A 17,067-nucleotide genomic window follows, 5' to 3' on the forward strand; every position below is an offset into this window, starting at 1 on the left:
GTGAGATCGGCCGAGGAAGCGCCCGCTGGCGCGCGTTGCTGTGCGCCCTGTTCGCCCTCGTCCCGGCCGGCTGCGCCGGCGCGGGCGCGCTGGGCGGCGGGGGCGACGGCGTCAAGACGGTGACCGTGGCGATCGTGTCCAACCCACAGATGGAGGACGCGATATCCCTGGTCCCGGAGTTCGAGAAGGCCCACCCGAACATCCGGCCCAAGTTCGTCAGCCTCTCCGAGAACGAGGCCCGCGCGAAGATCACCGCTTCGGTGGCGACCGGCGGTGGCGAGTTCGACGTGGTGATGATCAGCAACTATGAGACTCCGCAGTGGGCGCGCAACGGCTGGCTGACCGACCTGCAGCCCCTGGCCGACGCCACCCCCGGCTACGACCCGAACGACTTCCTGCCCACGGTGCGGGACGCGCTGTCCTACGACGGGCACCTCTACTCGGTGCCGTTCTACGGTGAGTCGTCGTTCCTGATGTACCGCAAGGACCTGTTCGAGCAGGCCGGGCTGACCATGCCGGCCAAGCCCACCTGGCAGCAGGTGCGGGACTTCGCCGCCCGGCTGCACGACCCCGAGCAGGGGCGCTCCGGCATCTGCCTGCGCGGCAAGCCGGGCTGGGGCGAGGTGCTCGCCCCGCTGGACACGGTGATCAACACGTTCGGCGGCAGCTGGTACGACAAGGACTGGCAGGCCAAGCTGGGCTCGCCGGAGTCGGTCGAGGCGGTCAAGTTCTACGTCGACCTGCTGCGCGAGTACGGCCAGCCGGGCGGCGCGATCTCCGGCTTCTCCGAGTGCGCCACCCAGTTCGGCCAGGGCAACGCCGCGATGTGGTACGACGCCACCTCGGCGGTCGGCGTGCTGGAGGACCCGAAGGAGAGCAAGGTCGCAGGCAAGGTCGGCTACGTGCCCGCCCCGGTGGTGAAGACCCCGCAGTCCGGCTGGCTGTACAGCTGGTCGCTGGCCATCCCGAAGACCTCGGAGAACACCCAGGAAGCCTGGCAGTTCATGGCCTGGATGACCTCCAAGCAGTACATGCGGCTGGTCGGGGAGAAGTACGGTTGGTCACGGGTGCCGCCGGGCTCCCGGGCGTCCACCTACCAGATCCCGGAGTACCGGCAGGCCGCCGCCGCGTTCCTGCAGCCGACCCTGGACGCGATGAACGCCGCCGACCAGCGGAAACCCACGGTGAACCCGGTGCCGTACATCGGCCTGCAGTTCGTCGGCATCCCGGAGTTCCAGGACCTGGGTACCCGGGTCAGCCAGCAGATCAGTGCGGCGATCGCCGGCCAGCAGTCGGTGGACGAGGCGATGCGGCAGTCTCAGGAGTACGCGCAGACCGTGGGTGACACCTACCGGGAGGGATCCCGATGACAACCACCGTTGAACGGGTCACCACGACCAAGCCGGCCCGCCCGGAGCACGGACCGGGATCGCGCGCGGACGGCTGGGTGCGGCGGATCCCGCTGCTGCCCGCGCTGATCTTCCTGTTCGTGGTCACCCAGCTGCCGTTCGTGGTGACCATCTACTACTCGTTGCAGTCGTGGAACCTGGTCCGGCCCGGCTCGCGGCACTTCGTCGGCCTGGACAACTACGTCCAGGTGTTCACCGACAGCACGTTCCGAGCGGTGGCCTTCCAGACCGTGCTGCTGACCGTCGGCGCGGTGCTCATCGCCGTGGTCCTCGGGCTGGGCCTGGCGCTGCTGCTGAACCGGCGGTTCGCCGGCCGGGGCGTGGTGCGCACCCTGCTCATCACGCCGTTCCTGATCACTCCGGTGGCCGCCGCGCTGCTGTGGAAGACGGTGCTGCTGGACCCGACGTTCGGCCTGGTCAACTTCGTGCTGCGGCCGTTCGGCGCACGCGGCGTGGACTGGATCTCCACGTTCCCGCTGCTCGCGGTGATCATGGCGCTGGTCTGGCAGTGGACGCCGTTCATGATGTTGCTGCTGCTGGCCGGGCTGCAGAGCCAGTCCCACGAGATCCTGGAGGCGGCGGCCGTAGACGGCGCGACCGGGGCCGCGATATTCCGCGAGGTCACCCTGCCGCACCTGCGCCGGTTCATCGAGCTGGGCATCGTGCTCGGCACCATCTACCTGATCAACACCTTCGACGCCATCTACATGATGACCCGGGGCGGACCGGGCACGGCCAGCGCGAACCTGCCCTTCTACATCTACCAACGGGCGTTCCTCGGCTTCGACATAGGCCAGTCGGCGGCGATGGGCGTGGTGGTGGCCCTGCTGACCACCATCGTGTCCACCTTCGCGCTGCGGCTGATCTTCCGCACGTTCAGCGGCACGGAGAGGGCAGCCTGATGAAAGAGCGACGCTCCGCCGGCGGCAGCCTGATGAAAAATACAGCGCTCAACGTGTTCACCTGGATCATCGCCATCGGGTTCTTCTTCCCGGTGCTGTGGATGGTGCTCACCGCGTTCAAACACGAGGCGGACGCCTACACCGACCCGCCGACGCTGTTCTTCGTGCCCACCCTGGAGCAGTTCGAGCAGGTCTTCGGCTCGGGCATCGGCCCGTCCCTGCTCAACTCGGTGGGCGCGACGCTGATCTCCACGGTGATCGTGCTGCTGCTGGGCATCCCGGCCGCGTTCGCGGTGTCACTGCGCCCGGTCGGCAAGACCAGGGACGCGCTGTTCTTCTTCATCAGCACCAAGATGCTGCCGGCCGTGGCCGCCATCGTGCCCATCTACGTGGTGGTCAACGAGCTGCACATGCTGGACAACATCTGGACGCTGGTGGTGTTGTACACGGCGATGAACCTGCCCATCGCGGTGTGGATGATGCGCTCGTTCTTCCTCGAGGTGCCCGGCGCGCTGCTGGAGGCGGCGAGCATCGACGGGGCGTCGGTGCCGCGCACCATGCGCGAGGTGGTGCTGCCGGTGGTCTCCCCCGGTATCGCCGCGACCGCGCTGATCTGCGTGATCTTCGCCTGGAACGAGTTCTTCCTCGCGGTGAACCTGACGGCGGCGCGGGCCGGCACCGTGCCGGTGTTCCTGGTCGGGTTCATCACCAGCGAGGGGTTGTACTTCGCCAAGCTCTGCGCGGCGGCCACCATGGCCGCGCTGCCGGTGATCATCGCCGGCTGGATCGCGCAGAACAAGCTGGTGCAGGGTCTTTCTTTCGGCGCCGTGAAGTAGGGGAGCTCATCATGGCTGAAGTGGTCTACGACTCGGCGTCGCGCATCTACACCCCGGGGGCGCGCCCCGCCGTCAACCAGCTCAACCTGAACGTCGACGACGGCGAGTTCGTGGTGTTCGTCGGGCCGTCCGGGTGCGGCAAGTCCACCGCGCTGCGCATGCTCGCCGGCCTCGAGGAGATCGACGGCGGGCAGATCCGCATCGGTGGCAAGAACATGGTCGGCGTGCCGTCCCGGGAACGGGACATCGCCATGGTGTTCCAGAACTACGCCCTGTACCCGAACAAGACGGTCGGCGAGAACATGGACTTCCCGCTCAAGATGCGCGGGCTGCCGAAGTCCGAGCGGGACGAGAAGGTGCGCGCCGCCGCCGAGACGCTCGGGCTGACCGAGTTCCTGGACCGCAAGCCCGGCGCGCTCTCCGGCGGCCAGCGCCAGCGGGTGGCCATGGGCCGGGCCATCGTGCGCGAGCCCCAGGTGTTCCTGATGGACGAGCCGCTGTCCAACCTGGACGCCAAGATGCGGGTGGGCACCCGCGCGGAGATCGCCGCGCTGCAGCAGCGGCTCGGCGTCACCACCATCTACGTCACCCACGACCAGGTCGAGGCCATGACCATGGGCAACCGGGTGGCCGTGCTCAAGCTCGGCGAGCTGCAGCAGTTCGCCAGCCCGGCCGAGCTGTACGACAAGCCCGGCAACGCGTTCGTCGCCGGGTTCATCGGTTCGCCGGCGATGAACCTGTACACCGTCCCCCTGGCCGACGGCGGGGCCCGGCTGGGTGGCGCGGTGGTACCACTCACCGGTGAGCAGCGCGCCGCGCTGGAGCGGGCCGGACTGAGCACGGTCACCCTGGGCATCCGCCCGGAGCAGTGGACCGCGAACGGCGACTCGCCGGCGAACGGAACCGGGGAGGGCATCGCGGCCGAGGTCACCGTGGTGGAGGAGCTCGGCAGCGACGCCTTCCTCTACGGCAACCTGGCCACCGAGCCGGAGCAGGGCATCGTGGTGCGAGCCCCGGGCCGCTCCGGCGCACGGATCGGCGACAAGATCACCCTGCGCACGATCAGCGACCAGCTGCACCTGTTCCACCCCGACACCGGCGAACGGATGTAGGTCCGCGGTGGTCGACCACTAACCCCGATCTGGCAGCAGAATCGATTCGGCCCAGTCTGGAACAGAGGAGAATCTGCGGAAAGGTACTCGGAAAGTCACTCAAGCAGACTCTCGATAGTCCCGCTCCCGCTCACTCGTCCGGCGCAGTTGCTCGCGATCCTCGTACACCCGCCGGGCGATCTCCTCGACCTGCCCGACCGTGAGCACCGGCACGCTCGGTCCGTTCAGCGCCTCGGTGAGCAACCGCCGGACCAGCGCCGAGGTGGGGATCCGCTCGATGTCCGCGCGTGCCTTAAGCGCGGCGGCCAGGGAGGCCGGCACCCGCAATGACAGCGCCGCCGTCTGCTGGCCCTCCGCAATCTCCGCCGCGATCGCCTCAGCCTCGTCCTCCATCACCGCCTCACGAGCGTCGGCCATCCGCAGCCGGTCCGCCCGGATCGCCGGGTCCGGTTCCGCGTTCGCGCGCCGCCGCAACTCGGCGATCTCCTCGCGGAGTTTGACCAGCACCTCGTCCTTAGTCATGTTCCCTGTTCCGGTCATGGTCGCGCCTCCCTTTCGGCTCGGTACGAGCGCAGATCCGCACCGCTGGTTCGCCACGCCGTAGCCCCGGAGTGGTTGTCCGACCGGATCATCACGGTGATCACGAACCCCGCTGATGGCGAGTAGCCGATCAGCCGGATGTCGCCCGCCCATCTCCTGGGATCGGGGTCTCGGACTATTCGGTCGGGTCGGCGGCCGCCTCCAGGGTCCACTCAGGTTGAACGTCTACGGCGCTGGGGTAGCGAACCGATCGGGATCGGATATGTTCCGCGTCCTGCTCAGTCCACCACAGTCCGCTTGTCAAACATACATTTTCACACGTCTACACACTCAATATAACGGAACCGTGTCCGCCAACTATGGCCTGCGGACCAGTTGGGCGAGGCCGTCCAGTACCTCGGCCCGCGCCAGCGGTACCTGGATGTCCAACGACACCCGACCCACGGTACGGGTGACCGCGAAGTCGAAGAAGGAACAGCAGCGGCTCTCCCGTCGGGCCAGGTCGCGCACCCTTGCGGCGACGCCGTCCGCGTCGGCGAAGCTCACCCGCAGCCACCGCTGGTCCACCCGGGTGACGTCGAGCGCGGTGCCGAACAAGGCCGCAAACTCGGCCTCCCGGATCGGCTGCTCGGCGGTCGGCAGGGTGCATTCGGTAGGGCTCTGGAAGCTGGTCATACCTCGACAGTAAGTCCGTACCCGGGTACCGGATGCAAGTCCTCAGAGCGCATCTCCGAACTCCGGGCCTACTTTCGGGACGCGCGTTGTGACCGACGGCGCAGGGGGACCGTCCTGAATTGACCCGCGAGTGCACCACCACCCGTCCGTCTCGAGGCCTGCTTGGGAGTGGTCCCTCGGGCTACGGGTGCGGTCACTTCGTCTTCGTGAGGGGTACGCGGTGGGGGTTGCGGCAGAGGTCGGTTCAAGGTCATCAGGACCTCACGGCCGTTTTCGACCGGCCGTACCGACCGTGGTGTCCTGATGACCATGTAACGGGCTGAGCATCGGGCAGCACCCGGTACTCACACGAACCACCGTCACCTGGCGTGACGGTCGAGTCGGAATGCGTGACGGAACGCGACCGGCGCGGCCTCGGCGACGGCAGACCGCTCAGCCGGTGCCGTCCAGCCACTTTTGTTGGACCACCCGCCGCGCCGGCATCCGCGCCCCGCCGGGGACAAGCACGAAGGCCTCACCGAACGAGTCCGAGTTCGAAGCCGCGCTATGACAGCGAGAAACCGAAGGGCAGCTCGAGGCGGTGCCGGCGCAGTAGCTCGGGGTCGGCAAGCAGCTCGCGGGTGGGGCCGTCGGCCACCACGATGCCGTCGTCCAGGATCACCGAGCGCGGGCACAGCTGCACCGCGTAGGGCAGGTCGTGGGTGACCATCAGCATGGTCCGGTCCAGCCGGAGCAGCACCTCGGCCAGCTCGCGGCGGGCCACCGGGTCCAGGTTGGCGGACGGCTCGTCCAGCACCAGGATCTCCGGGTCACAGGCCAGCACGGTGGCCAGCGCCACCCGGCGGCGCTGCCCGCCGGACAGGTGCAACGGGGAGCGCTCGGCGTGCTCGGTCATGTCCACCGAGGCCAGCGCGTCGGTCACCCGCCGCGCCAGCTCCGGCTCGCGCACGCCGAAGTTCAGCGGGCCGAAGGCCACGTCCTGTCCCACGGTGGGCATGAACAGCTGGTCGTCCGGGTCCTGGAAGACGATGCCCACCCGGCGGCGGATCTCCGCCAGGTGCGGCTTGGTGACCGGCAGGCCGCCCACCGCCACGGTGCCGTGGCCGGCGGTGAGGATGCCGTTCAGGTGCAGCACCAGGGTGGTCTTGCCGGCGCCATTGGGGCCGAGCAGGGCGACCCGCTCCCCCGGCTCGATGCGCAGGTTCACGCCGAACAGCGCCTGGTGCCCGTCCGGGTAGGCGAAGGCCAGCTCGCCGACCTCGAGGGACGGCTCGACGGACGACACGGCCTCGGGCGTGGAGACCGAGGCGCGGCCGGGCTCGGGGCGGTTCACCAGGCCACCAGTGCGGTCAGGGCGAGCGCGGCGGCGCAGGCCACCGGGGTGAGCCCGGCGGCCCACTGGCGGGCCGAGGCCGGCCGTTCGGCCAGCGCCGGCATGGTGCCGGTCCAGCCCCGGGAGAGCATGGCCAGGTGTACCCGCTCGCCCCGCTCGTAACCCCGGATGAACAGCGTGCCGATGCCCCGGGCGACCGCGCCGGCCTGCCAGAGGAACCGGGGGTCGTGGCCCCGGGAGATCCGGGCCATGCGCATCCGGCGGGCCTCGCCGGCGATCACGTCCAGGTAGCGCAGCATCAGGGTGCAGATGGTGACCACCACGTTGGGCGCGCGCAACCGCTGCAGGCCGAGCAACAGGTCGGGCAGCGGTGTGGTGGCCGCCAGGGTGAGCGAGGTGAGCACGCCCAGCGTGCCCTTGGCCAGGATGTTCCACGCGGCCAGCAGGCCGGGCTGGGACAGCGACAGCCCCAGCCAGTCCACCCGCTCGCCGCCCTCGGCGAACGGCAGCAGCACCGCCAGCACCACGAACGGTGCCTCGATCAGCGCCCGCGAGGCCAGCCAGCGCGGCGGGATGCCGGCCACCAGCCATACCCCGGCCAGCACCGCCAGGTAGCCGCCGAACGCGCCGAACGCCTCACGCGGCGTGGCCACCACGCAGATCAGGCCCGACACCGCCGCCACGATCTTCACCTGCGGCGGCAGCCGGTGCACCGGCGAGTTGCCGGCCAGGTACAGCGGATGGGCGTGTCCGGCTCCCACCGGCTACTCCGCCGGGCGGCGCCGCAGCAGCCAGAACAGGCCACCGGCCAGCGCGAAGGTGACCAGCACGCCGACCACCCCGGCCACCCCGGTGAGCGCCGGGTTGCCACCGACCGCGTAGTCGGCCAGCGGTGAGGAAGCGGTGGCCGGGTCGGTGGCGTTCCGCGCGATGCAGGTGCCGACCAGCTGCTCCTTGCCGTCTATCTCGGTGACCTGACAGCCCTCCTGGGCGACCGTGTCCAGCCCGTCCGGGTGCGGGTAGGCCAGGTAGGAAACCACGCCGGCCAGCAACAGCGCGGCCAGCAGGAAGCCCAGGTAGAAGCGTTTCATGCCGGGCTCCCCTCCGCTCGGTGGCGCAGCGCGAGCTCCGGCTTGGGCAGTCCGCGCAGCAGGTGGATCAGGTCCGGCCGGGTGGCCGCCACCGAGCCCACGGTGAGCGCGGTGATCACGCCCTCACCGATGCCGATCAGCGCGTGCAGCCCGACCATCAGCGCGAACACCGTGCCCAGGGACAGGCCCGGACTGCCGCCGACGGCGTACTCCAGGACGAACCCGAGCGAGGCCACCACGGTGTTGATGAACGCGGCCAGGAAGGCGGTGGCGATCAGCCCACCCCGGCCCCGGGCGGCCAGGCCGCGCAGCGCACGGGCCACCCCGTAGCCGACGAACACGCCGATCAGGGCCATGTTGGTGATGTTCATGCCCAGCGCGGTGATGCCGCCGTCGGCGAACAGCAGGCTCTGCACCACCAGCACCAGCGCGATGCAGATCGAGCCCACCCAGGGGCCGACCAGGATGGCCACCAGCGCTCCGCCGAGCAGGTGGCCGCTGGCGCCGGGCAGGATCGGGAAGTTCAGCATCTGCACGGCGAACACGAACGCCGCCACCAGGCCGGCCATCGGGGCGGTGCGGCTGTCCAGGTCGGCGCGCGCCTTGGCCACGCACACGGCCAGGCCGAGCGCGGCCACCACGGCGAACGCGGCGGAAGTCGGCGCGTTGACCAGGCCGTCGCTCATGTGCATCGCCAAGTACATGGCTCGAGCTAAACACCAGGTAGCGGCAATCGCAATATATTGCTGATAAGGGCGGCGTCACCCTTCGGCGGCGAGCTGGCCGCAGGCGGCGGCGATCTCCTGGCCCCGGGTGTCCCGGACGGTGCAGGCCACGCCCTGCGCGTTCACCCGCCGCACGAACTCCCGCTCCACCGGCTTCGGGCTGGCGTCCCACTTGCTGCCCGGGGTCGGGTTGAGCGGGATCACGTTCACGTGCGCGAACTGGCCGAGGTGCCGGCGGAGCAGTTTGCCCAGCAGGTCCGCCCGCCACGGCTGGTCGTTCACGTCCCGGATCAGGGCGTACTCGATGGACACCCGGCGGCCGGTGCGGTCCGCGTAGCCCCGGGCCGCCTCCAGCACCTCGGCCACCTTCCACCGGTTGTTCACCGGCACCAGGGTGTCCCTCAGCTCGTCGTCCGGGGTGTGCAGGGACACCGCCAGGCGCACCTGTAGGCCTTCCTCGGTGAGCTTGCGGATGGCCGGCACCAGGCCGACCGTGGACACCGTCACCGAGCGCTGCGAGATGCCCAGGCCGTCCGGTGCCGGGTCGCAGATGCGGTGCACGGCGTCGATCACCCGGCGATAGTTGGCCAGCGGTTCGCCCATGCCCATGAACACGATGTTGGACAACCGGCCCGGAGCACCGGTAGCTCCCTCGCGCATCGCCACCGCGCCCATCCGCACCTGGTCCACGATCTCGGCGGTGGACAGGTTGCGGGTCAGCCCGCCCTGGCCGGTGGCGCAGAACGGGCAGGCCATGCCGCAGCCGGCCTGGCTGGAGATGCACAGCGTGGCCCGGTCCGGGTAGCGCATCAGCACGCTTTCGATGAGCGTGCCGTCGTGCGCCCGCAACAGCGTCTTGACCGTTTCGCCGTCGTCGCAGCTCATCGCGCGAACCACGGTGAACAGCGGGGGCATCATCTCGGCCACCAACCGCTCCCGGCTGGCCGCCGGGATGTCCGTCATGTCTGCCGGGTCGACGGTCAGCCGGGCGAAGTAGTGCCGGGACAGCTGGTTGGCCCGGAACGGCTTCTCGCCCAGCGCGACCACGGCCGCCCGCCGGTCATCGGCGGAAAGGTCGGCGAGGTGGGAGGGCGGGAGACCGCGCTTGGGCGCGTCGAACACCAACGGCAGTGAGCTCATGACGGGTCCATTGTCCCACGTAGCGGACGGGAGTCCTCGGCCGGCGACGCGTTCCATTTGGGCCACGGAAAGCAACCGGCAAGCACACCGACCGGGGGCTGTGGTGGACTGGCGGACCTCCCACCACGAAGAAAGGTCAACAACGTGTCCGAAGGCAACGCCGCACCCCCGAACACCGCGCCGCGGCTGAACCGGCGGGGGGCGCTGGCCGCCGGTGGCGCCGCGACCGCGGCCGCCGCCCTGGTGGCCACCGGCTGCTCCACCTACTCCCCCGCGCCGGCCCCCGCTCCCGCTCCCACTCCCGCCGAGCCGGCCACCGGCGGCCAGGCCGCGTCCGGCGCCCCCCAGGCCGCCGCGCCCGGAAACCCCCCGGCGGCCCAGCCCTCGGGCATCGACCTCGGCCCGGCCAGCGCGGTCCCGGTGGGCGGCGGCAAGGTCTTCTCCGCGCAGCGGGTGGTGGTCACCCAACCGGCCGCCGGAACTTTCAAGGCGTTCTCCGCCACCTGCACCCACCAGGGCTGTACGGTCGGCTCGGTGAGCGGTGGGAACATCATCTGCCCCTGCCACGGCAGCGAGTTCAGCGCCACCGACGGCTCGGTCACCAACGGTCCGGCGAAGCGACCGCTGGCGGCCCGCCCGGTGTCCGCCGAGGGCGGCCAGCTCCGGCTGAGCTAAGGCAGCACCAGGCCCGACGGCTTGCGGCGGGTGTGCAGCCGGTAGCCGACCGGCAGGGTCAGCCCGTCGGTGGCCGCGATCGCCCGGCCGGCCACCTCGGCGGAGAACTCGATCCGCAGCACCGCCTCCAGGGTGGCCCGGTCGGCGAACCGCCAGCGGGTGTCCACCCGGCGCTGTCGGAACCCCTGGCGGGCGAAGAACCGCTCCACCTCGGCCGGGTCGTAGCGGGGCAGGTCGGCGCGCATCCAGTCGCCGTACGGCGGGCACGTGGCGTCCAGGTCGACGATGGCCAGCAGGCCGCCGGGGCGCAGCACCCGGTCCGCCTCGGCCAGTCCCGGCTCGCAGCCCGGGCCGAAGAAGTACGCGGTGCGCGCGTGCACCAGGTCCACGCTGGCGTCCGGCAGCGGCAGCGACTCGGCACCGCCGGCCAGCACGCGCACCTCCGGGAGGCCGGTCACTCGAGCCCGGGCGCGGGCCACCAGCGGCGGGTGGGGCTCGACCCCGGCCACGGTGCGCGCGGTCCGGGCGAAGTACGGCAGGTGGAAGCCGTCCCCGCAGCCGACGTCCAGCACATCCGCGCCGGCCCAGTCGCCGGCCTCGCGCAGCGCCGCCCAGATCTGCCCGGCGGCGTCCTGCGCGCGGTTCTCCTGCTCGTAGACCTCGGGCCAGTGCCAGATGTTCGGGCTGGGCACCGGGGCCGGGACACCGGGGGCGGACCCGCGCCTCACGGGGCGGTAGGCACGAACGTGCTCAGCAGCACCCAGGCGACCAGTGCGGTGGGCAACATGGAGTCCATCCGGTCCATCAGCCCGCCGTGCCCCGGCAACAGCGAGCCCATGTCCTTCAACCCGAGGTCACGTTTGATCAGCGACTCGATCAGGTCGCCGATGGTGGCCGCCGCGACCAGCAGTGCCCCCAGCGGCGCGCCCAGCCGCCAGTCCCCGTGCAGCAGCTCGGAGACGCAGATCGCGCCGGCGACGGAACCGGCGATCAGCGAACCGGCGAAGCCCTCCCACGACTTCTTCGGGCTGATGTTCGGGGCCATCGGGTGCCGCCCGGCGAGCACACCGGCCGCGTAGCCGCCCACGTCCGAGGCGACCACGCACAGCATCCAGGTGAGCACCCGCTGGGTGCCGTCCAGCGGCAGCACCAGCATCGCCGCGAAGGCGGCGAAGAACGGCACGTAGGCCACGGTGAACATGGACGCGCTGACGTCCCGGAGGAAGTTGTCCGGCCCGTCCGGCATCCGCCACAGCATGCAGGCCAGCATCGTGGTCGCGGCCGCCGCGACCACGCCGAGCGCGCCCAACGGCCAGGCCAGCCACAGCATCGCCTGGCCGCCGATGAGCGCCGGCCACAGCGACACCTTGATGCCGCCACCGCGGCGCAGCGCGCCGGCCAGCTCCCAGGTGGAGACCGCCACGGCCACGGCGACGACCACGATGAACAGCTCGCGAATGAACCACAGGCTGGCCACTATGACCACGCCGAGAGCGACTCCCACCGAGATCGCCGCAGGCAGATCTCGACCTAGCCGGGAAGGCGGTCGATCCGCCGCGGTAGCCACCTCGCTCACACCTCGAGGAGTTCCGCTTCCTTGTGTTTGACCAGCTCGTCGACCTGGGCCACGTATCGGTCGGTGGCCTGCTGCAGTTCCTTCTCCGCGCGGGACACCTCGTCCTCGCCGGCCTCGCCGTCCTTGGCGATGCGGTGAAGCTCTTCCATCGCCTTGCGCCGGATGCTGCGGATGGACACCCGGCCGTCCTCGCCCTTGCCCTTGACCACCTTCACCAGGTCCCGGCGGCGTTCCTCGGACAGCTGCGGGATCACCACCCGGATGATCAGGCCGTCGTTGGAGGGATTGACACCCAGGTCGGAGTCCCGGATCGCCTTCTCCAACGCCTTGAGCTGGCTGGCGTCGTAGGGCTTGATCACCGCCATCCGGGCCTCGGGGATGTTCACCGAGGCCAGCTGGTTCAGCGGGGTGGGCGCCCCGTAGTAGTCCACCACGATCCGGGAGAACATCGCCGGGGTGGCCCTGCCGGCACGCACCGCGCTGAGGTCCTCTCGGGTGACCGAGACGGCCTTCTCCATCTTCTCCTCGGCTTCGAAGAGAGTCTCGTCGATCACGGCTGCTCCAGGTGCTTGCAGTGGTTGGGCCGGACGCCCGCGCGCTTGGTTCGGCTACTCGGGCGTACTGACCAATGTGCCGATCCTCTCACCCCGGACCGCGCGGCCGATGTTGCCCTCGGTCAACAGGTTGAACACGATGATCGGCATCCGGTTTTCCATGCACAGGCTGAACGCCGTGGCGTCCGCGACCTTGAGCCCGCGCTCGAGTGCCTCCCGGTGGCTGATCTCGTCGAACATCTTGGCGTTCGGCTCGGTCTTGGGGTCGGCGTCGTAGACCCCGTCCACGCCCTTGGCCAGCAGGACCACGTCGCAGCCGATCTCCAGGGCCCGCTGCGCGCCGGCCGTGTCGGTGGAGAAGTACGGCATGCCGACCCCGGACCCGAAGATGACCACGCGGCCCTTCTCCAGGTGCCGGATGGCCCGGCGCGGGATGTACGGCTCGGCGACCTGCCCCATGGTGATCGCCGTCTGCACCCGGGTGTCGATGCCGTGCTCGCGCTCCAGGAAGTCCTGCAGCGCGAGACAGTTCATCACCGTGCCCAGCATGCCCATGTAGTCGGCGCGCGAGCGCTCCATGCCGCCCTCGATGAGCTGGGCGCCGCGGAAGAAGTTGCCGCCGCCGATCACCACCGCGACCTGTACCCCGCTGGCTACGACGTCGGCCAGCTGACGGGCCACCGTCTGCACCACGATCGGGTCCACCCCGACCGAGCCGCCGCCGAACATCTCACCGCCGAGCTTGAGCAGCACACGGCGGTAGCCGCCGAGATGACTCGGACGGCCACCGCCGTTGGTGCCAGTCACGCGCTCAGGCCTGCCCGACTTCGAGGCGGGCAAACTGGTTCACGGTCACGCCGGCCTCGGCCAGCGCGGCCTTGACGGTCTTCTTGGTGTCCTGCACCGAGGCCTGCTCGAGCAGCACGACGTCCTTGAAGAAGCCGTTGACCCGGCCTTCGATGATCTTCGGCAGGGCCTGCTCGGGCTTGCCCTCCTCGCGGGCGGTCGCCTCGGCGATGCGCCGCTCGTTGGTCACCGCCTCCTCGGGCACGTCGTCCCGGGTGAGGTACTTCGGCCGGGCGGCGGCGATGTGCATCGCCACGCCCCGGGCGAACTCGGCGGCCGACTCGCCTTCGCCGGTGTAGGAGACCAGGATGCCGATCGCCGGCGGCAGGTCGGTGGCCCTGCGGTGCAGGTACAGCGCGACCGGGCCGTCGAAGTGCACGTACCGGGAGAGCTGGAGCTTCTCGCCGATCCGGGCGGAGAGTGCCTGCACCGCGTCATCCACCGTCCCGCCGTCCAGCGCGGCCGCGCGCAGCGCGTCCACGTCGGCCGGGGTGGTCGCGGCGGCGGCGGCCAGCACCTTGGCGGCCAGCGCCTGGAAGTCGTCGCTCTTCGCCACGAAGTCGGTCTCGCAGAGCAGCTCGACGACGGTGCCGCCGTTGTCGCTGGTCTGACCGACCACGAGACCGGCCGAGGTGGCCCGCTCGGCGCGCTTGCCCACGTCCTTCGCGCCCTTGATGCGGAGCAGCTCGACGGCCTTGTCCAGGTCGCCGTCCGACTCCTCCAGGGCCTTCTTGCAGTCCATCATCCCGGAGCCGGTGATTTCACGGAGTCGCTTGACGTCGGCGGCCGTGTAATTCGCCATGGTGGTGTGCTACCCGTCCTTGCTGAGGTTTGAACTGGGGACTTACTCGGCGGTCTGCTGCGCACCGTTGCTGGTGCTGGCGGGCGCCGCACCGGCGGCGACCGGGTCACCACCGGCCTCGGGGGCGGTCAGGGTCGCGCCGTCCGAACCACCGGCCAGCAGCTCCTGCTCCCACTCGGCCAACGGCTCGTCGGTGGCCGGGCCGGCCTCCGGCTTCTCCTCGCCGTCGTTGCCCCGGCCGCGCGAGGAGCGGGCCATCAGGCCGTCGGCGGCGGCGCGCGCGATCACCTTGGTGAGCAACGCGGCGGACCGGATCGCGTCGTCGTTGCCCGGGATCGGGAAGTCGACCTCGTCCGGGTCGCAGTTGGTGTCCAGGATGGCCACCACCGGGATGCCCAGCTTGCGGGCCTCACCGACCGCGATGTGCTCCTTCTTGGTGTCGACCACCCACACCGCGCTGGGCACCTTGGCCATGTCCCGGATGCCGCCGAGGGTGCGCTCGAGCTTGTCCTTCTCCCGGGTCAGCATCAAGATTTCCTTCTTGGTGCGCCCGTCGAAGCCGCCGCTCTGCTCCATCGACTCCAGCTCCTTGAGCCGCTGGAGGCGCTTGTGCACGGTCTGGAAGTTGGTCAGCATGCCGCCCAGCCAGCGCTGGTTGACGTACGGCATGTTCACCCGCTGGGCCTCGTCGGCGATGGCCTCCTGGGCCTGCTTCTTGGTGCCGATGAACAGCACCGAGCCGCCGTGGGCGACGGTCTCCCGGACGAACTCGTACGCCCGGTCGATGTAGGACAGCGTCTGCTGCAGGTCGATGATGTAGATGCCGTTGCGCTCGGTGAAGATGTAGCGCTTCATCTTCGGGTTCCAGCGGCGGGTCTGATGCCCGAAGTGCACGCCGGAGTCGAGCAGTTGCTTCATCGTGACGACGGCCATGGCCTGTCCTCACTCCTCTTTTCGATCAGCGGTTGTGTCGCGGCACCGGGTGGTACCGCCCTAGCGCCGCGCCGTCTCCCGGACCCTCGGGCCGATGTTGCTGACGCCCTCGGGACCGCCCGGGCTACGTTGCCCGCCGACCGGCCGCGAACGACTCGGACAACGGGTTGCGCGGACGCGCGAAGTCACCTCGTGGTACACGAGATGCGTCCGTCAGTGTACGCCGGAACGGATCGGTGACCACACCGGGTCGGTGGAGGTGACCGGGTTGTGCACAGCGGCCGGAGTTGTCCACAGCGGCGGGTCCGCCGGGTGACTCCGGGGACCTGGTCGACGCACCATCGCGGGCATGGCGCTGGGACGGGTTCGGATGGCGATGGTGCTGGTCAGCGTGGTTATGGCCGGGTTGGGCGGGAGTGCCCGAGCCGAGCCGATGGCGACGTTCCGGGACGATTCGCGGCCGGTAGCGGCGGTGCCGGGCTGGGTGCGGCCGGTGCCGGTGGCGCGGTTCGGCTGGCCGCTCGCGCCGGTGCCCTCGGTGACCCGGCCGTTCCAGCCGCCGTCCATGCCGTACGGACCCGGCCACCGAGGAGCCGACCTGGCCGGTGTGCCCGACCAGCCAGTGCTGGCGCCGGCCGATGGCACGATCGTGTACGCCGCCCCGCTGGCCGACCGGGGCGTGGTGGCGGTTGATCACGCCGACGGGCTGCGCACCAGCTACGAGCCGGTCACCGCCGCGGTGCGGGCCGGGCAGCGGGTGAGCCGGGGTGAGCCGCTCGGCCGGCTGGCGCCCGGACACCGGGCCTGCCCGGCGGCCGCCTGCCTGCACTGGGGCCTGCGGCGGGACGGCGAGTACCTGGACCCGTTGCTGCTGGTCCGCGCGCTACGGGTGCGCCTGCTCCCCTGGTCCGGCCCGCCGCGCTGAGAGCGCCGGGGCGCGCTGAGCGTGATCGCCGTTCCGGGCGATCGATCAGACGTCACGCCCTGGGGTGCGCCTGGTCGTGAATTGCCTTGAGGCGGTCCACCGTGACGTGTGTGTACAGCTGGGTGGTGGCCAGCGTGGCGTGGCCGAGCAGCTCCTGCACGGAGCGCAGGTCCGCGCCGCCGACCAGCAGGTGGGTCGCGGCGCTGTGCCGCAGGCCGTGCGGCGACAGCGCCGGCCCGCCGGGCACGGCGCCGGCGGCGGCGTTGACCACGGAACGGGCCACCCTCGGGTCCAGCCGGCCGCCGCGCGCGCCGAGCAGCAGCGCGGCCGGCGAGCCGGGCCGGGCCAGCGCGCTCCGGTGCCCGCCGAGCCAGCGCTCCAGGGCGCGCTGGGCGGGCACGCCGTACACCACGGTGCGTTCCCTGCCGCCCTTGCCGAGCACGCGCAGCGCCCTCCGGCGCTGGTCGACGCCGTCCAGGTCGAGGCCGCACAGCTCGGACACCCGGACCCCGGTGGCGTAGAGCAGCTCGAGCAATAACAGGTCACGCACCGCGACCGGGTCCTCCTCGGCCGCACCGGAGGTGGCCGCGGTGAGCATGGCGTCGGCCTGTTCCACGGTCAGCACCGACGGCAGCGTGCGGTGCTTGCGCGGCGCGGCGAGCCGCTGGCCGGGGTCGGTGGCCAGCCGGCCGGTCCGCGCCGCCCACGCGGTGAACACCCGCGCCGAGGAGGCCCGTCGGGTGAGGGTGGCCCGGCTGGCCCCGGCCGCCCGTTGCGCGGCCAGCCAGCGGCGCAGCGCGGCGAGGTCCAGGCCGGCGAGGCCGGTGTCGGCCACCGTGCGCAGCAGGGCGTCCAGGTCGCCCAGGTAGGCGCGGACGGTGTGCGCCGACGTCGCCCGCTCCAGCCGGAGGTGGCGCTCGAACGCCCGGCGCGCGTCCGCCAGGTCCGCCGGCAGCGCGTCCGCATCTGCCGGTTCGTCGGAGCTCGGCATAC

The 17,067-nt window shown here is 70.9% G+C and carries 20 protein-coding genes; 6 read left to right on the forward strand and 14 right to left on the reverse strand.

The window, feature by feature from the left end:
* Positions 1-35 precede the first annotated feature (35 nt).
* The 4 genes from ABEB12_RS04620 to ABEB12_RS04635 are packed head-to-tail and all read left to right on the forward strand — an operon-like array spanning position 36 to position 4,259.
* A complete protein-coding gene (locus ABEB12_RS04620; RefSeq protein ID WP_345702575.1) occupies positions 36-1,370 on the forward strand; it encodes an ABC transporter substrate-binding protein in 1,335 nt (444 codons plus the stop codon).
* Positions 1,367-2,311 (forward strand): ABC transporter permease subunit, encoded by a 945-nt coding sequence (locus ABEB12_RS04625; RefSeq protein ID WP_185064806.1) that lies wholly within the window; start codon positions 1,367-1,369, stop codon positions 2,309-2,311. Before ABEB12_RS04620 ends, ABEB12_RS04625 begins: the two co-directional genes overlap by 4 nt.
* The gene (locus tag ABEB12_RS04630) at positions 2,311-3,147 is read left to right on the forward strand and encodes an ABC transporter permease subunit (RefSeq protein WP_185064805.1); all 837 of its coding nucleotides are present in this window, start codon (positions 2,311-2,313) and stop codon (positions 3,145-3,147) included. The genes ABEB12_RS04625 and ABEB12_RS04630 overlap by 1 nt, the downstream gene beginning before the upstream one ends.
* 11 nt (positions 3,148-3,158) lie before the next feature.
* Entirely contained in the window at positions 3,159-4,259 is a 1,101-nt protein-coding gene (locus ABEB12_RS04635) for an ATP-binding cassette domain-containing protein (RefSeq protein WP_185064804.1), read from the forward strand.
* 99 nt (positions 4,260-4,358) lie between these two features.
* Here the strand turns inward: ABEB12_RS04635 and ABEB12_RS04640 are convergent, their stop codons facing one another.
* The 7 genes from ABEB12_RS04640 to rlmN form a co-directional block, all read right to left on the reverse strand.
* Positions 4,359-4,799: a hypothetical protein gene (locus ABEB12_RS04640; RefSeq protein WP_221498722.1), complete on the reverse strand. Its 441-nt coding sequence runs from the start codon at positions 4,797-4,799 to the stop codon at positions 4,359-4,361.
* A 357-nt stretch (positions 4,800-5,156) separates the two neighbouring features.
* Entirely contained in the window at positions 5,157-5,474 is a 318-nt protein-coding gene (locus ABEB12_RS04645) for a hypothetical protein (protein WP_185064803.1), read from the reverse strand.
* 544 nt (positions 5,475-6,018) lie between these two features.
* Positions 6,019-6,759 carry an ATP-binding cassette domain-containing protein gene (locus tag ABEB12_RS04650; RefSeq protein WP_185066075.1) on the reverse strand — a complete coding sequence of 247 codons (741 nt, stop codon included), beginning with the start codon at positions 6,757-6,759 and terminating at the stop codon, positions 6,019-6,021.
* 44 nt (positions 6,760-6,803) lie between these two features.
* Positions 6,804-7,568 carry a cobalt ECF transporter T component CbiQ gene (gene cbiQ / locus ABEB12_RS04655; RefSeq protein ID WP_185064802.1) on the reverse strand — a complete coding sequence of 255 codons (765 nt, stop codon included), beginning with the start codon at positions 7,566-7,568 and terminating at the stop codon, positions 6,804-6,806.
* 3 nt (positions 7,569-7,571) lie between these two features.
* The gene (locus tag ABEB12_RS04660; RefSeq protein WP_185064801.1) at positions 7,572-7,898 is read right to left on the reverse strand and encodes a PDGLE domain-containing protein; all 327 of its coding nucleotides are present in this window, start codon (positions 7,896-7,898) and stop codon (positions 7,572-7,574) included.
* Positions 7,895-8,602: an energy-coupling factor ABC transporter permease gene (locus ABEB12_RS04665; RefSeq protein ID WP_221498721.1), complete on the reverse strand. Its 708-nt coding sequence runs from the start codon at positions 8,600-8,602 to the stop codon at positions 7,895-7,897. The genes ABEB12_RS04660 and ABEB12_RS04665 overlap by 4 nt, the downstream gene beginning before the upstream one ends.
* Positions 8,603-8,659: 57 nt before the next feature.
* A complete protein-coding gene (gene rlmN / locus ABEB12_RS04670; RefSeq protein ID WP_185064800.1) occupies positions 8,660-9,763 on the reverse strand; it encodes a dual-specificity RNA methyltransferase RlmN in 1,104 nt (367 codons plus the stop codon).
* Positions 9,764-9,907: 144 nt separating this feature from the next.
* Here rlmN and ABEB12_RS04675 point away from each other — a divergent pair, with 144 nt between their 5' ends.
* Positions 9,908-10,438, forward strand: a complete 531-nt coding sequence (locus ABEB12_RS04675; protein ID WP_345702561.1) for a Rieske (2Fe-2S) protein — start codon at positions 9,908-9,910, stop codon at positions 10,436-10,438.
* Here ABEB12_RS04675 and ABEB12_RS04680 read toward each other — a convergent pair.
* The 6 genes from ABEB12_RS04680 to rpsB are packed head-to-tail and all read right to left on the reverse strand — an operon-like array spanning position 10,435 to position 15,149.
* The gene (locus ABEB12_RS04680; protein WP_345702562.1) at positions 10,435-11,130 is read right to left on the reverse strand and encodes a class I SAM-dependent methyltransferase; all 696 of its coding nucleotides are present in this window, start codon (positions 11,128-11,130) and stop codon (positions 10,435-10,437) included. The two genes, ABEB12_RS04675 and ABEB12_RS04680, sit on opposite strands and share 4 nt — an antisense overlap.
* Positions 11,131-11,162: 32 nt before the next feature.
* Complete coding sequence (locus ABEB12_RS04685; protein WP_185064798.1) at positions 11,163-12,014, reverse strand: phosphatidate cytidylyltransferase; 852 nt, start codon at positions 12,012-12,014, stop codon at positions 11,163-11,165.
* The gene (gene frr / locus ABEB12_RS04690) at positions 12,011-12,568 is read right to left on the reverse strand and encodes a ribosome recycling factor (protein ID WP_185064797.1); all 558 of its coding nucleotides are present in this window, start codon (positions 12,566-12,568) and stop codon (positions 12,011-12,013) included. The genes ABEB12_RS04685 and frr overlap by 4 nt, the downstream gene beginning before the upstream one ends.
* 54 nt (positions 12,569-12,622) lie before the next feature.
* Positions 12,623-13,375, reverse strand: coding sequence for a UMP kinase (gene pyrH / locus ABEB12_RS04695; protein ID WP_185064796.1), 753 nt, complete (start codon positions 13,373-13,375; stop codon positions 12,623-12,625).
* A 4-nt stretch (positions 13,376-13,379) separates the two neighbouring features.
* Complete coding sequence (gene tsf, locus ABEB12_RS04700; RefSeq protein ID WP_185064795.1) at positions 13,380-14,216, reverse strand: translation elongation factor Ts; 837 nt, start codon at positions 14,214-14,216, stop codon at positions 13,380-13,382.
* Positions 14,217-14,258: 42 nt separating this feature from the next.
* Positions 14,259-15,149 (reverse strand): 30S ribosomal protein S2, encoded by an 891-nt coding sequence (rpsB, locus tag ABEB12_RS04705; protein ID WP_185064794.1) that lies wholly within the window; start codon positions 15,147-15,149, stop codon positions 14,259-14,261.
* Between the two features lie 349 nt (positions 15,150-15,498).
* Between rpsB and ABEB12_RS04710 the strand changes: the two genes are divergently transcribed.
* A complete protein-coding gene (locus ABEB12_RS04710; protein ID WP_345702564.1) occupies positions 15,499-16,074 on the forward strand; it encodes a murein hydrolase activator EnvC family protein in 576 nt (191 codons plus the stop codon).
* Between the two features lie 52 nt (positions 16,075-16,126).
* Here the strand turns inward: ABEB12_RS04710 and ABEB12_RS04715 are convergent, their stop codons facing one another.
* The gene (locus ABEB12_RS04715; RefSeq protein ID WP_185064793.1) at positions 16,127-17,065 is read right to left on the reverse strand and encodes a tyrosine-type recombinase/integrase; all 939 of its coding nucleotides are present in this window, start codon (positions 17,063-17,065) and stop codon (positions 16,127-16,129) included.
* Positions 17,066-17,067 lie beyond the last annotated feature (2 nt).

The organism is Actinospineispora eucalypti (assembly GCF_039543365.1).
In the GTDB taxonomy this organism is placed as follows: Bacteria; Actinomycetota; Actinomycetes; order Mycobacteriales; family Pseudonocardiaceae; genus Pseudonocardia; species Pseudonocardia eucalypti.